Genomic DNA, 14,025 nt, shown 5'->3' with positions numbered 1-14,025 from the left:
CCGGGCGCAGCCGTATCGCCACGTGCGGGCGACTGCTCGAGGGTACTGATGAGATTTCCCTCGGTCAAACCTGCGCCGACCCGCCTACATGGTGCGTATCGGATGTTGCAGAACTGTTGGCACATCGAGAGAAAACTGTTAGCTTCTGGCAATGCCGTTCCGAGCCTGGATCGGCCCCGGAAAATGAAACGAGAGCTCGCGGCGCGGCACACCCTCGCAGCATGCGACGTATCCGGCTACGACGCTCTCACAACAGACAACAGAGCGACGACGACTGTCCTTTCTCCACAAGCTGTGGATAAATATGTGGACAGTTCGTCATCGTTCTTTTTGGTCGTCACCGGGTCGACCTCGATGCACCTCTAAGGGGGAACAGTCGTTGCCAGCTGACCCCGATCCACCGTTCGTCGCAGTCTGGAACAGCGTCGTCGCCGAGCTCAACGGCGACCGGGACGCAAACTCCGATCCAGCTCTCCTCCCGCTGACTCCTCAGCAAAGAGCATGGCTCAAGCTGGTGAAACCCCTCGTCATCGCCGAGGGGTTTGCTCTGCTGTCGGTTCCCACACCGTTCGTCCAGAACGAGATCGAACGGCACCTCCGCGAACCGATCATCAACGCGCTCAGCCGCAAGCTGGGTCAGCGGGTCGAGCTGGGCGTGCGCATCGCCACCCCGCCCGAGGAATCCGAGGACTCCTCCACCGCGTCGGATTCCGGGTCCACCACCGACGACCGGGACGACGCTGCCGCTTCTGCCTCGCCCGCCGACGTCGACGAGATCGACGACGACCGCGCCGCCAAGGTCAGTGCCGAGGAAAGTTGGCCGGGCTACTTCAGCAGCCCGCAGCGCGACTCCACCATCAGTGACGACAACGCGGTCAATCTGAACCGGCGCTACACCTTCGACACCTTCGTCATCGGTGCGTCCAACCGCTTCGCCCACGCCGCGACCCTGGCGATCGCCGAGGCGCCGGCGCGGGCCTACAACCCGTTGTTCATCTGGGGTGAATCTGGTCTGGGCAAGACCCATCTGCTGCACGCCGCGGGGAACTATGCGCAACGTCTCTTCCCGGGCATGCGCGTGAAGTACGTCTCCACCGAGGAATTCACGAACGACTTCATCAACTCACTGCGTGACGACCGCAAGGCCTCGTTCAAGCGCAGTTACCGCGACATCGACATCCTGCTCGTCGACGACATCCAGTTCATCGAGGGCAAGGAAGGTATCCAGGAAGAGTTCTTCCATACCTTCAACACTCTGCACAACGCCAACAAGCAGATCGTGATCTCCTCGGACCGGCCGCCCAAGCAGCTGGCCACCCTGGAGGATCGGCTGCGGACCCGTTTCGAGTGGGGCCTCATCACCGATGTGCAGCCGCCGGAACTGGAGACGCGCATCGCGATCCTGCGTAAAAAGGCGCAGATGGATCGTCTCGACGTGCCCGACGATGTGCTCGAGCTCATCGCCAGCAGCATCGAGCGCAACATTCGCGAGCTCGAGGGTGCCTTGATCCGGGTGACGGCCTTCGCCTCGCTCAACAAGACCCGGATCGACAAGGCGCTGGCCGAAGTCGTGTTGCGCGATCTGATCGCCGACGCCACCACCATGCAGATCAGTACCGCAGCGATCATGGCGGCCACCGCCGAGTACTTCGAGACCACGGTCGAGGAGCTGCGTGGGCCCGGCAAGACCCGGGCACTGGCGCAGTCCCGTCAGATCGCCATGTATCTGTGCCGTGAGCTCACCGATCTGTCCCTGCCGAAGATCGGCCAGGCGTTCGGGCGTGACCACACCACTGTCATGTATGCGGAGAAGAAGATCCGCGGCGAGATGGCTGAGCGACGTGAGGTTTTCGACCACGTCAAGGAACTCACCACCCGCATTCGTCAGCGCGCCAAGCGCTGAACCACTGCGGAATTCCGCGCTGAATCTCCCACCACCCCCCTCGAGATGGCCTCCGAGGGGGTTTAGTGCTGCCATGGCGGGGTATCCGGCGTCTCACATCGTGGTCACAGTGGTCCCGTCCGGCGAAAAATCTTGTAACAACTTTCGCCCCGCGAGGCATCACATGTCACAGCTGACCGCTGTGGATACGGCTGTGGACAACCTGCGGGCAAACCACGGGATGAATGACAAAATCATCCACACGATGTCATTTGTCCACACTCGGCGGCCGGTCCGTCCACCGGTCTCCACAGCCGACTCACATTCCGACACACCTGGAGTACTGGGCAAACACCCGTTCATCCCCAGTTTTCACAGTCCCTAATACTGTTACTCAAATATCTTCTAAGAGTTCTTTCTAGAAGAAGGGGCTTGGGGACACCGGACGAAACCTCGGCACTGCCCTGGCTCGAGAAGCACATGCAAGCCCCCGTGTCACCCCGGTGGATTAGCTTTCAAGTTGATGCGGAAAGCTCTACGGTGGTTCAACGACAGCGGTTCCAGCTTTGTCATTCAGCGCGATGCTGCGTGGCGGTGTTCTGGGAAGACGCTGGTAGAGCTCGTTATGGGGATCATCGAAGGGGCGCATAGCACGTGGCGACGACGACGGCTGGGCTGACCGACTTGAAGTTCCGCGTGGTGCGTGAGGACTTCGCGGACGCGGTGGCCTGGGTGGCCCGCAATCTGCCGACCCGGCCCACCATCCCGGTTCTGGCCGGGGTCCTGCTGACCGGCACGGATGACGGTCTGACCATCTCCGGCTTCGACTACGAAGTTTCCGCCGAAGTGCGTGTCAGTGCCGAAATCGCTTCTCCTGGAAGCGTTTTGGTATCCGGACGATTGCTGTCGGACATCACCAAGGCATTGCCGGCCAAGCCGGTGGAGCTCAGCGTCGAGGGCACCCGGGTGGCACTGACCTGTGGCAGCGCCCGGTTCTCGCTGCCGACCCTGGCAGTCGAGGATTACCCCGCGTTGCCGTCGCTGCCCGACGAGACGGGTGTGGTGTCGTCCGACCTGTTCGCCGAGGCCATCGGTCAGGTGGCCGTCGCCGCCGGCCGTGACGACACGTTGCCGATGCTGACCGGCATCCGCGTCGAGATCTCCGGTGAATCAGTGGTTTTGGCTGCTACCGACCGCTTCCGGCTGGCCGTGCGTGAGCTGACCTGGGAAACCAGTGCCACCGACGTGGAGGCCGCGGTCCTGGTACCGGCGAAGACTCTGGCCGAGGCGGCCAAGGCCGGCACCGACGGCAACCAGGTGCATCTGTCGCTGGGTTCCGGCGAATCGGTCGGCAAGGACGGCCTGCTCGGTATCCGCAGTAACGGCAAGCGCAGCACCACCCGGCTGCTGGATGCGGAGTTCCCGAAGTTCCGTCAGCTGCTGCCGAACGAGCACACCGCAGTGGCGACCATCGGCGTGGCCGAGCTCACCGAGGCCATCAAGCGCGTGGCACTCGTGGCCGACCGGGGAGCCCAGATCCGCATGGAGTTCGGCGATGACGTGCTGCGGCTCTCGGCCGGCGCCGACGATGTGGGTCGCGCCGAGGAAGACCTGCCGGTCGAGTTCGCCGGCGACCCGTTGACCATCGCGTTCAACCCGACCTACCTGACCGACGGGTTGAGCTCGCTGCACTCGGACCGGGTGACGTTCGGATTCACCACGCCGAGTCGGCCTGCCGTGTTGCGGCCCACGAGCGAGGATGGTGGTACCGGCGGTGGTTCGGGCCCGTTCCCGGCCGCCAAGACCGATTACGTCTATCTGTTGATGCCGGTTCGCCTTCCTGGCTGACCGGCGCGGTCGAGAAAGGGCGCACATGCAACTGGGGTTGGTCGGCCTGGGCAAGATGGGCTTCAACATGCGCGAGCGCCTGCGCACCGGTGGCCACGAGGTGGTCGGCTACGACCCACGTCCTGAGGTCAGCGACGTGGCGAGCCTGGCCGATCTGGCCGGCGCGCTCGAGGCGCCGCGGGTGGTCTGGGTGATGGTCCCGTCCGGCACGGTGACGCACCAGACGATTGTCGCGCTGGCCGATGTGCTGGGTGCAGGCGACCTTGTGATCGACGGCGGAAACTCTCGGTACACCGAGGACGGACCGCACGCAAAGTTGTTGGGCGACAAGGGAATCAACTTCATCGATGCCGGCGTATCGGGCGGTGTCTGGGGTCTGAAGGAAGGGTACGGGCTGATGGTCGGCGGCAGTGACGCCGACGTGGCTCGAGCCATGCCGATCTTCGACACGCTGCGTCCGTCGGGTGATGTGGCCGACGGCTTCGTGCACGCTGGTCCCGTGGGCGCCGGTCATTACGCCAAGATGGTGCACAACGGCATCGAATACGGCCTGATGCACGCCTACGCCGAGGGTTACGAGCTGCTGTCGGCCGAAGACCTGATCACCGATCCCCAGGCAGTGATCCAGGCCTGGACGAATGGCACGGTGGTGCGGTCGTGGCTGCAGCAGCTGCTGGCGAAAGCGCTCAAGGAAGACCCCGGATTCGCGGCGATCAGCGGATACACCGAGGATTCCGGGGAAGGTCGCTGGACCGTGGAAGAGGCGATCAGCCATCGGGTTCCGATGCCGGTCATCGCCGCGTCATTGTTCGCGCGGTTCGCCTCGAGGCAAGAGGATTCCCCCACCATGAAGGCAGTGTCGGCGCTGCGTAACCAGTTCGGTGGCCATGCTGTGCACCGGATCAGTGAGTCCGGTTAGGCGATTCCGATGTATGTCCGTCACCTGGGGCTGACCGACTACCGGTCCTGGGCACAGATCGAGCTCGAGCTGGAGCCCGGCCGGACCGTATTCGTCGGACCGAACGGCTTCGGTAAGACGAATCTCGTTGAGGCACTGTGGTATTGCGCAACTTTGGGTTCGCACCGGGTGGCTTCTGATGCTCCGTTGATCCGGGCCGGGGAGCAACGAGCGATCGTCTCGAGCATCGTCGTCAACGAAGGCCGGGAACTCGCGGTCGACCTCGAGATCACCAATGGCCGGGCGAACAAGGCCCGGTTGAACCGGTCACCGGTGCGGTCCCCGCGCGAAATTCTCGGGGTCTTGCGGGCCGTGTTGTTCAGCCCGGAAGACCTTGCACTGGTCCGTGGTGATCCGGGAGACCGGCGGCGTTATCTGGACGAGTTGGCGACCACCCGCCGACCGACCGTCGCAGGTATCCGTGCCGACTACGACAAAGTGGTCCGGCAGCGCACCGCGCTGTTGAAAACCGCTGCGGGAGCCCGCTATCGGGGTGATCGCAGCGTGCTGGACACCCTCGATGTGTGGGATGGGCACCTGGCCGCCCATGGTGCGGCGTTGACCGCGGCACGCATCGCGCTGGTCGAGCAGCTGCACCCCGAGGTGCAGAAGGCCTATCAACTGCTGGCGCCCTCGAGCCGCCCCGCGACAATCCGGTACCGCTCCGGGGTGGAGGCCATCGCGAACGCGCCTGGCCTGGAGTCCGTCGAGTTCTACGAGGCCGCGCTCTTGGACGCGCTGAGCCGCCGGCGTGATGCAGAGTTGGACCGCGGAGTCTGTCTGGTCGGCCCACACCGTGACGATCTCGAGCTGTGGCTGGGCGACCAACCCGCCAAAGGCTTTGCCAGCCATGGTGAATCGTGGTCGATGGCGTTGGCTCTGCGGCTCGGCGCCTACGAGCTGTTGCGTTCCGACGGGGTGGATCCGGTGCTACTGCTCGACGATGTCTTCGCCGAACTCGATACCTCGAGGAGGCAGGCGCTGGCCGCGGTGGCCGGTGAGGCCGAACAGGTTCTGGTCACCGCGGCGGTGGGTGAGGACATCCCGCCGGACTGGGCGGTCAACCGCGTCGAGATCAGGATGACCGACGGGGATCAGGGGCGGATATCGGTGGTGCAGTCATGACGGACGATCCCGCAGAAACCGACCAGTCGGCCATCCCCTCCCCCGCCGTCTCTCCCGAGGACCTCAGCCGCATGCGCGGCATGGACCTGGTGCGGCGGACTCTCGAGGAGGCGCGCGGGGCGGCCCGCAGTCAAGGTAAGGATGTCGGCCGCGGCCGCAGAACCCCGGTCCGGCGGACGGCAGGAAACACCGGCCGGCGTCGCAGCTGGTCCGGTCCGGGTCCCGATGTCCGTGATCCGCAATTGCTCGGGTCCGCGACCCAGGATCTGGCGAAGGTTCGAGGCTGGGGCTCGAGGGTGGCCGAGGGTTCGGTATTCGGTCGGTGGCGGACCGTGGTGGGTGACCAGATCGCCGACCATGCCAATCCGACGGCCTTGAACGAGGGTGTGTTGACCGTGTCGGCAGAGTCGACTGCGTGGGCCACCCAACTTCGGATGGTGCAGTCCCAGCTGCTGGCCAAGATCGCGGCCGCGGTCGGGGATGGAGTGGTGACCTCCTTGAAGATCGTGGGTCCGGTCGGCCCGTCGTGGCGGAAAGGTCGGTATCACGTGCCCGGCCGAGGTCCCCGCGATACCTACGGCTAGCCCGGGCGGTATTGCGCTGAGAGCGTCGAGACGGCCGAAAGCGATCTTCTGAAGCGTCCGAAGGCACCGAGACCCGCGAAATTCCGCGCACGGCGCAGTTAGGTAGGTGAAAACGCCGCTACAGAGTCGGCCCTGTCCGTCTGGACCGGTAGACTGTGGCGAGATCTGCAGGGCGGCGACGCAACCGCTTCCCGCGAACCCCAAGGAGACGCGTCCGACGTGGCTGCCCAGAAGAAGAATGCTCCAACCGAGTACGGCGCCGATTCGATCAAGGTGCTCGAAGGACTGGAGGCCGTTCGTAAACGTCCGGGCATGTACATCGGTTCCACCGGTGAGCGGGGTCTGCACCACCTGGTGTGGGAGGTCGTCGACAACGCGGTAGACGAGGCGATGGCCGGGTTCGCCAGCAAGGTCGACGTGCGGATCCTCGAGGATGGCGGCGTTCAGGTCACCGACGACGGCCGCGGTATTCCGGTGGCCATGCACGCGACCGGTATCCCGACCGTCGATGTCGTGATGACCGTTCTGCACGCCGGCGGCAAGTTCGAAGAAGGTGCCTACCAGGTATCCGGCGGTCTGCACGGCGTGGGTGTGTCCGTCGTGAACGCCCTGTCGACCCGGCTCGAGGCCGACATCTACAAGGACGGTTACGAGTGGTTCCAGACCTACGACAACTCGGTGCCGGGAACCCTCAAGCAGGGTGACAAGACAACCAAGACCGGTACCACCATCCGGTTCTGGGCTGACCCGAATGTCTTCGAGACCACGGTCTACGACTTCGAGACCATTGCCCGGCGTCTGCAGGAGATGGCCTTCCTCAACAAGGGCCTGACGATCGACCTCACCGACGAGCGGGTGTCCCAGGAGGAGGTCGTCGACGAGGTGGTCGCCGACACCGCCGCCGCCCCGAAATCCGCGGAGGAGACGGCGGCCGAGGCCGCCGCGCCCCACAAGGTGAAGCACCGGACCTTCCACTACCCGGGCGGTCTGGTCGACTTCGTCAAGCACATCAACCGCACCAAGACCGCGATCCAGCCCAGCGTGATCGATTTCGACGGCAAGGGCCCCGGTCACGAGGTCGAGATCGCGATGCAGTGGAATGCCGGTTACTCCGAGTCGGTCCACACGTTCGCCAACACGATCAACACGCACGAGGGCGGTACCCACGAAGAGGGTTTCCGCTCGGCACTGACCACCGTGGTGAACAAGTACGCCAAGGACAAGAAGCTCCTCAAGGACAAGGATCCGAACCTCACCGGCGACGACATCCGTGAAGGCCTGGCCGCGGTCATCTCGGTGAAGGTGGCCCAACCGCAGTTCGAAGGCCAGACCAAGACCAAGCTCGGTAACACCGAGGTGAAGTCGTTCGTGCAGAAGATCTGCAACGAGCAGCTGACCCACTGGTTCGAGGCGAATCCCGCCGAGGCCAAAACCGTGGTGAACAAAGCAGTTTCATCGGCGCAGGCGCGTATCGCCGCCCGCAAGGCGCGTGAGCTGGTCCGGCGCAAGAGCGCCACCGACATCGGTGGCCTGCCCGGCAAGCTCGCGGACTGCCGCTCTACGGATCCGACGAAGTCCGAACTGTATGTGGTGGAGGGCGATTCGGCCGGCGGTTCGGCCAAGAGTGGCCGCGACTCGATGTTCCAGGCGATCCTGCCGCTGCGCGGCAAGATCATCAACGTCGAAAAGGCCCGTATCGACCGGGTTTTGAAGAACACCGAAGTCCAGGCCATCATCACGGCCCTGGGTACCGGCATTCACGACGAGTTCGACATCAGCAAGCTGCGCTATCACAAGATCGTGTTGATGGCCGACGCCGACGTCGACGGCCAGCACATCTCCACCCTGCTGCTGACCCTGCTGTTCCGCTTCATGAAACCGCTGGTCGAACATGGCCACATCTTCCTGGCCCAGCCGCCGCTGTACAAACTCAAGTGGCAGCGTCAGGAACCGGAGTTCGCCTACTCCGACCGTGAGCGCGACGGCTTGCTCGAGGCGGGTAAGGCAGCCGGCAAGCGGATCAATGTCGACGACGGTATCCAGCGTTACAAGGGTCTGGGCGAGATGGACGCGAAGGAACTATGGGAGACCACCATGGATCCGTCGGTGCGGGTCTTACGTCAGGTGACGCTCGATGACGCCGCCGCGGCCGACGAACTGTTCTCCATTCTGATGGGTGAGGACGTCGAAGCCCGCCGCAGTTTCATCACGCGCAACGCCAAAGACGTTCGGTTCCTGGACGTTTAGGCGGAACCGACGATGCACACAGCGTTTATCCGGGTCAAGGTTGCCCCCGAGGCGGCCGAGCGCGCTGCGACCGCGATGCAGAATCTGGTCGATCCCACACTGGCCGAACCGGGCTGCATCACCTACGAGTTCTATCGCGATCTCGAGGACCCGTCGCTGTTCCTGTGCTTCGAACATTGGGATTCGAGGGAGTCCATGGATGCGCACGGAACCACGCCGCACGTCGCGACCTTCCTGACGGAGCTGGGACCGAGCATCGAAAAGTGGGAGTACAACCACACGGCGGCGTTGTGACCCCGAAGACGCACCTGCCCTGCGCGCCACCGTAATTCACGCCGCAGGGCCTTTGACCGCAACAAGCCGAGCCGACGAGCGAGGAACACATGACCGACACCACGTTGCCACCCGGCGACGGAACCTCAGACCGTATCGAACCGGTCGACATTCAGCACGAGATGCAGCGCAGCTACATCGACTACGCCATGAGCGTGATCGTCGGCCGCGCTCTGCCGGAGGTGCGTGACGGCCTCAAGCCCGTGCACCGGCGCGTGCTCTACGCGATGTACGACTCGGGCTTCCGCCCGGACCGCAGCCACGCCAAGTCGGCACGTTCGGTGGCCGAGACGATGGGTAACTACCACCCACACGGCGACTCCTCGATCTACGACACCCTGGTCCGGATGGCTCAGCCCTGGTCGTTGCGCTACCCGCTGGTCGACGGCCAGGGAAACTTCGGCTCACCGGGTAACGATCCCGCCGCGGCCATGCGTTACACCGAGGCCCGGCTGACGCCGCTGGCCATGGAGATGTTGCGGGAAATCGACGAGGAGACAGTCGAGTTCATCCCCAACTACGACGGCCGGGTGCAGGAACCCACGGTGCTGCCGAGCCGGTTCCCCAACCTGCTGGCCAACGGGTCGGGCGGTATCGCCGTCGGTATGGCCACCAACATCCCGCCGCACAACCTGCGGGAGTTGGCCGAGGCGGTGTACTGGTGCCTGGAAAACCATGAGGCCGACGAAGAGGCGACCTTGGCCGCGGTGTGCGAGCGCGTCAAGGGTCCGGATTTCCCCACCCACGGTCTGATCGTCGGGTCCCAGGGCATCCATGACGCCTACACCACCGGCCGCGGCTCCATCCGCATGCGCGGTGTTGTGGAGATCGAAGAAGACAGCCGGGGCCGCACCGGCATCGTCATCACCGAACTGCCCTACCAGGTCAACCACGACAACTTCATCACCTCGATCGCCGAGCAGGTGCGCGACGGCAAGCTGGCCGGCATCTCCAACATCGAGGACCAGTCCAGCGACCGGGTCGGACTGCGAATTGTGGTGGAGCTCAAGCGCGATGCCGTCGCCAAGGTGGTGCTGAACAACCTCTACAAGCACACCCAGCTGCAGACCAGCTTCGGCGCCAACATGTTGTCGATCGTCGACGGGGTGCCACGGACACTGCGGCTCGACCAGATGATCCGGTACTACGTCGCGCACCAACTCGATGTCATCGTGCGCCGGACCCGCTACCGGTTGCGCAAGGCCAACGAGCGCGCGCACATCTTGCGCGGTCTGGTCAAGGCCCTGGACGCACTCGACGAGGTGATCGCTTTGATCCGGGCCTCGCAGACCGTAGAGATCGCCCGGGCCGGACTGATCGAGCTGCTCGACATCGATGAGATCCAGGCCCAGGCCATCCTGGACATGCAGCTGCGTCGGCTTGCTGCCCTGGAACGCCAGAAGATCGTCGACGACCTGGCCAAGATCGAGGCCGAGATCGCCGACCTCGAGGACATTCTGGCCAAGCCGGAGCGGCAGCGCGCGATCGTTCGCGACGAACTGGCCGAGATCGTCGAAAAGCACGGCGACGACCGCCGGACCCGGATCATGCCCGCCGACGGCGAGGTCAGTGACGAGGATCTGATCGCCCGCGAGGACGTGGTCGTCACGATCACCGAGACCGGGTACGCCAAGCGCACCAAGACGGACCTCTACCGCAGCCAGAAGCGCGGCGGCAAGGGCGTGCAAGGTGCCGGGCTGAAGCAGGACGACATCGTCAACCACTTCTTCGTCTGCTCGACCCACGACTGGATCCTGTTCTTCACCACGCAGGGCCGGGTGTACCGGGCCAAGGCTTACGAGCTGCCCGAGACCTCGCGCACCGCGCGTGGCCAGCACGTGGCGAACCTCTTGGCCTTCCAGCCGGAGGAGCGCATCGCCCAGGTCATCCAGATCAAGAGCTACGAAGATGCGCCGTACCTGGTGCTGGCCACCCGCAACGGTCTGGTCAAGAAGTCCAGGCTGGTCGACTTCGATTCGAACCGCTCCGGCGGCATCGTGGCGGTCAACCTGCGCGAAGGTGACGAACTGGTCGGCGCGGTGCTCTGCTCGGCCGACGACGACCTGCTGCTGGTGAGCGCCAACGGCCAGTCGATCCGGTTCTCCGCAACCGACGAGGCCTTGCGTCCGATGGGCCGTGCCACCTCCGGCGTGCAGGGCATGCGGTTCAACGAGGATGACCGGCTGCTGTCCCTCAATGTCGTCCAACCGGACACGTATCTGCTGGTCGCGACCGCTGGCGGCTACGCCAAGCGCACTGCGATCGACGAGTACACGGTCCAGGGTCGTGGCGGCAAGGGCATCCTGACGATTCAATACGACCGCAAACGTGGCAGTCTGGTCGGAGCGCTGATCGTCGATGACGAGACGGAGCTGTACGCCATCACCTCCGGTGGCGGCGTCATCCGGACCGCTGCACGTCAGGTTCGCAAAGCTGGGCGTCAGACCAAGGGCGTTCGCTTGATGAACCTGGGCGAGGGCGACACACTGATTGCGATTGCGCGCAACGCCGAGGAGGACTCGGAAGCGGATGAGGTCGAGTCCGACGAAGAGTGATGCTGTCGCCGAGGCCCAACCCGGACCTCGGCCTGAGCTAAGGAGCTGTTAGGTGAGTTCACCGAACGAGCCGGGGTACCCGCGAACGGGCGACCGGTCCGGCAGCTCCAACGGCTCGGGTACCGGGGCCGCAGGGGCCGAGGCCACCCCGGCCGCCGGCAAGACGGCCGGGACGCAGGCGCGCCCCGCCGGCGGCCAGATCACCGAGACCGGGGAAGCGCCGCCGTGGCAGCGGGGCACTGCCGCCCGTACCACCCCGCCGCAGGCACCCGAGTCGCGTGAAGAAGGCGCCCGTACCTCGGGATCGCACTCCCCCGGTGTGGAGGCCCGGCTGCAGCGCTTCGTCGCCGGCACCGAGACCAAGGACACCGAGCAGCAGGCCCGGCCTGCCCGTCCGGCGCCACCTGCTCCGTCGGCAACCCGCACCGAGCAGGTGCGGCCCGAGGCCTACGCGAGTGAGATCCCGGACCTTTCCGGGCCATCGCCGCGTACCCCGCAACGTAAGACGGCCACTGAGGCGCCTGCCGCTCGCAGCTCGAGCAACAGCCCCACCACCCGGATCCAGGTCGCCAACCGTGGCTCGCATCAAGGGCCGGTCCGGGCCAGCATGCAGATCCGCCGGGTCGACCCGTGGACTGTGCTCAAGGTCTCACTGGTGTTGTCGGTGGTGCTGTTCTTCGTGTGGATGATCGCGGTGGCATTCCTGTACCTGGTGCTCGGCGCCATGGGTGTGTGGAGCAAGCTCAACAGCAATGTCGGCGACCTCCTCACCAGCGCCAGCGGCGCCTCAGGAGGCGAATTGGTGTCCAGCGGAACGATCTTCGGCGGGGCGGCGCTGGTCGGCCTGGTGAACATCGTCGTGCTGTGTGCCATGGCGACCATCGGTGCCTTCATCTACAACCTGACCACTGATCTGGTCGGCGGGGTCGAGGTCACGCTGGCCGACAGGGATTGATTTGGGACTCTGCGCTCCGGTGCGGTAATCTCTGCGCTCGGTCGATCCCAATTTTCGGGCCTATAGCTCAGGCGGTTAGAGCGCTTCGCTGATAACGAAGAGGTCGGAGGTTCGAGTCCTCCTAGGCCCACGACACCCGGTGTAGCCGGTGATCACCGAGAGGTTGTGCCATGCGGTTCATGCTTCTGGCCGGCATCGCAGCCGCGGCGGTGATCGTATGGCGATCACGACACGGTGAAGAAGTTTGGCATGACTTGGCAGATGCGCCACCTCGGCCAAATGAGGGGCCTTAGCTCAGTTGGTAGAGCGCTGCCTTTGCAAGGCAGATGTCAGGAGTTCGGCCTTTATCTGTAGGAGAGTGAGTTGAAAGTGGAGATGACCAGCGGTGATACCGTCGCGGTCATGTCCGTGACGGGGCCATAGTTCAACGGTAGAACGGGGCCTTTGCAAGGCTCAGATCGGGGTTCGATTCCCCGTGGCTCCACTTTTTTCGCAGATGACGATTTCCCTCGTCCACTGCCCCCGATTTCGACAGCCGTTCGATGACGCCGATGTCGTTCCAAGGAGAGCGTGGCTGCGGGTCCATGTGTGCAGTGAGTTGACCAATCCCGGACCAAAGCGCCGGCGTTACGCTCCGCCGCGGACACGTGGAAGCTTGGACTGATGTGGCAGGCTTGGGCGGTGGCAGTGCCTAGTGGTGGTGTGCGGATTTCGCGGCTTCGGATGTTGATTGATCACCCCCGGACCGGGGAGGCGGAGCGGGCCGCGGCGCAGCGAATGCTGGATCGCATTCTGCGGAAATCAGCGGAAGTTTGGCGCAACAACCCGTCAGCAGATCGTAGTTACGGGGCGCGATATGACCGCGTCGGCCGGCATGCCGGCCTTCCGCGCGTCTGCGAAATGATCCGCGAAGACATCGCGTTGGCTCGCACCTTCCCCATGCCCGCCGGACCAGATGTCTTGGATACACGTTGCGCGATACGAGATGCGCCAGAGCAGGTTCGGTACTCCGTTGAGACACCAGCGCACGGCCGCATCCTGATCACAATCGATGGGGTTTCGCATGATTGGGGCTGGGTGCAACAAGACGGCACCGAGATTGTCAGCCCTGCGCTGCAGATGCTCGCCGATGAGCTTGCAGAGCTGATGAATGACTACAACCACGACGGGACGGACACCAACAGGCGGTTCTTCGGCAGTGTGCGTGTGCCCGGTACCACATTGGTGTGGTGACACCCGCGACGATCAGGCCAGCGACGAGCGCAGAGCAGCGACGAGCGCTGTGGCTGGGTCGTCGGCCGTAGGAGTGTTCCTGATGTTGTTCATCACGTAGCCGAAGGCGATACCGGTTGCAGGATCGGCGTAGCCCAACGACCCTCCGAGGCCGCTGAATCCGAACGCGGTCGTGGAGTGCCAGGCGGCGTCGGGCGTGGGTAGCCCGAAGCCGAGGCCGACGTGGAACGGTAAGCGGGTGACGAGATCTGGGCCTTTGGTGTGTGCGGTGGTTGCCGCTTTCAGCGTGGCGGGATTGAGAATGC

10 protein-coding genes, 2 tRNA genes and 1 pseudogene are annotated in these 14,025 nt (G+C 64.4%); 12 read left to right on the top strand and 1 reads right to left on the bottom strand.

Translation table 11 applies throughout. The features are described from left to right. Window positions 1-379 precede the first annotated feature (379 nt). The 12 genes from dnaA to A5779_RS12725 all read left to right on the top strand — a co-directional run bounded on the left by dnaA (window position 380) and on the right by A5779_RS12725 (window position 13,720). Window positions 380-1,903, top strand: coding sequence for a chromosomal replication initiator protein DnaA (gene dnaA / locus A5779_RS12785; RefSeq protein ID WP_064882401.1), 1,524 nt, complete (start codon window positions 380-382; stop codon window positions 1,901-1,903). Window positions 1,904-2,536: 633 nt separating this feature from the next. After that, entirely contained in the window at window positions 2,537-3,730 is a 1,194-nt protein-coding gene (gene dnaN / locus A5779_RS12780) for a DNA polymerase III subunit beta (protein ID WP_064882399.1), read from the top strand. Then, entirely contained in the window at window positions 3,723-4,649 is a 927-nt protein-coding gene (gene gnd, locus A5779_RS12775) for a phosphogluconate dehydrogenase (NAD(+)-dependent, decarboxylating) (RefSeq protein WP_269085844.1), read from the top strand. Before dnaN ends, gnd begins: the two co-directional genes overlap by 8 nt. A 9-nt stretch (window positions 4,650-4,658) precedes the next feature. Continuing rightward, window positions 4,659-5,813 carry a DNA replication/repair protein RecF gene (gene recF / locus A5779_RS12770; RefSeq protein WP_064882394.1) on the top strand — a complete coding sequence of 385 codons (1,155 nt, stop codon included), beginning with the start codon at window positions 4,659-4,661 and terminating at the stop codon, window positions 5,811-5,813. After that, entirely contained in the window at window positions 5,810-6,397 is a 588-nt protein-coding gene (locus A5779_RS12765; RefSeq protein WP_064882392.1) for a DUF721 family protein, read from the top strand. The genes recF and A5779_RS12765 overlap by 4 nt, the downstream gene beginning before the upstream one ends. A gap of 219 nt (window positions 6,398-6,616) precedes the next feature. Further along, window positions 6,617-8,644 (top strand): DNA topoisomerase (ATP-hydrolyzing) subunit B, encoded by a 2,028-nt coding sequence (gene gyrB / locus A5779_RS12760; RefSeq protein WP_064882390.1) that lies wholly within the window; start codon window positions 6,617-6,619, stop codon window positions 8,642-8,644. Window positions 8,645-8,656: 12 nt separating this feature from the next. Continuing rightward, window positions 8,657-8,938: a putative quinol monooxygenase gene (locus A5779_RS12755; protein WP_055119229.1), complete on the top strand. Its 282-nt coding sequence runs from the start codon at window positions 8,657-8,659 to the stop codon at window positions 8,936-8,938. Window positions 8,939-9,027: 89 nt separating this feature from the next. Beyond that, window positions 9,028-11,532 (top strand): DNA gyrase subunit A, encoded by a 2,505-nt coding sequence (gene gyrA, locus A5779_RS12750; RefSeq protein ID WP_064882355.1) that lies wholly within the window; start codon window positions 9,028-9,030, stop codon window positions 11,530-11,532. Between the two features lie 52 nt (window positions 11,533-11,584). Continuing rightward, a complete protein-coding gene (locus A5779_RS12745) occupies window positions 11,585-12,487 on the top strand; it encodes a DUF3566 domain-containing protein (RefSeq protein ID WP_064882353.1) in 903 nt (300 codons plus the stop codon). A gap of 56 nt (window positions 12,488-12,543) precedes the next feature. Beyond that, window positions 12,544-12,617: transfer RNA gene (locus tag A5779_RS12740), tRNA-Ile, on the top strand. A gap of 283 nt (window positions 12,618-12,900) precedes the next feature. Continuing rightward, window positions 12,901-12,971: transfer RNA gene (locus A5779_RS12730), tRNA-Ala, on the top strand. 293 nt (window positions 12,972-13,264) lie between these two features. After that, on the top strand, window positions 13,265-13,720 hold the full coding sequence (locus tag A5779_RS12725; RefSeq protein ID WP_236734750.1) for a hypothetical protein: 456 nt from the start codon (window positions 13,265-13,267) through the stop codon (window positions 13,718-13,720). 12 nt (window positions 13,721-13,732) lie between these two features. On the opposite strand, the pseudogene A5779_RS12720 reads toward A5779_RS12725, so the two are convergent. Then, window positions 13,733-14,025, bottom strand: a pseudogene (locus tag A5779_RS12720) (serine hydrolase); the annotation flags it as partial.

Source organism: Mycolicibacterium peregrinum (assembly GCF_001665625.1).
GTDB lineage: Bacteria > Actinomycetota > Actinomycetes > Mycobacteriales > Mycobacteriaceae > Mycobacterium > Mycobacterium peregrinum_B.
The sequence above is the reverse complement of the archived record's forward strand: the minus strand, read 5'-3'. Positions and strand labels throughout refer to the sequence as shown.

Bases quoted from the DNA above. Each gene is read 5' to 3' on its own strand.
- A5779_RS12755 (WP_055119229.1), top strand. From the start codon at position 8,657: ATGCACACAGCGTTTATCCGGGTCAAGGTTGCCCCCGAGGCGGCCGAG.
- recF (WP_064882394.1), top strand. From the start codon at position 4,659: ATGTATGTCCGTCACCTGGGGCTGACCGACTACCGGTCCTGGGCACAG.
- A5779_RS12765 (WP_064882392.1), top strand. From the start codon at position 5,810: ATGACGGACGATCCCGCAGAAACCGACCAGTCGGCCATCCCCTCCCCC.
- gyrA (WP_064882355.1), top strand. From the start codon at position 9,028: ATGACCGACACCACGTTGCCACCCGGCGACGGAACCTCAGACCGTATC.
- A5779_RS12725 (WP_236734750.1), top strand. From the start codon at position 13,265: ATGCTGGATCGCATTCTGCGGAAATCAGCGGAAGTTTGGCGCAACAAC.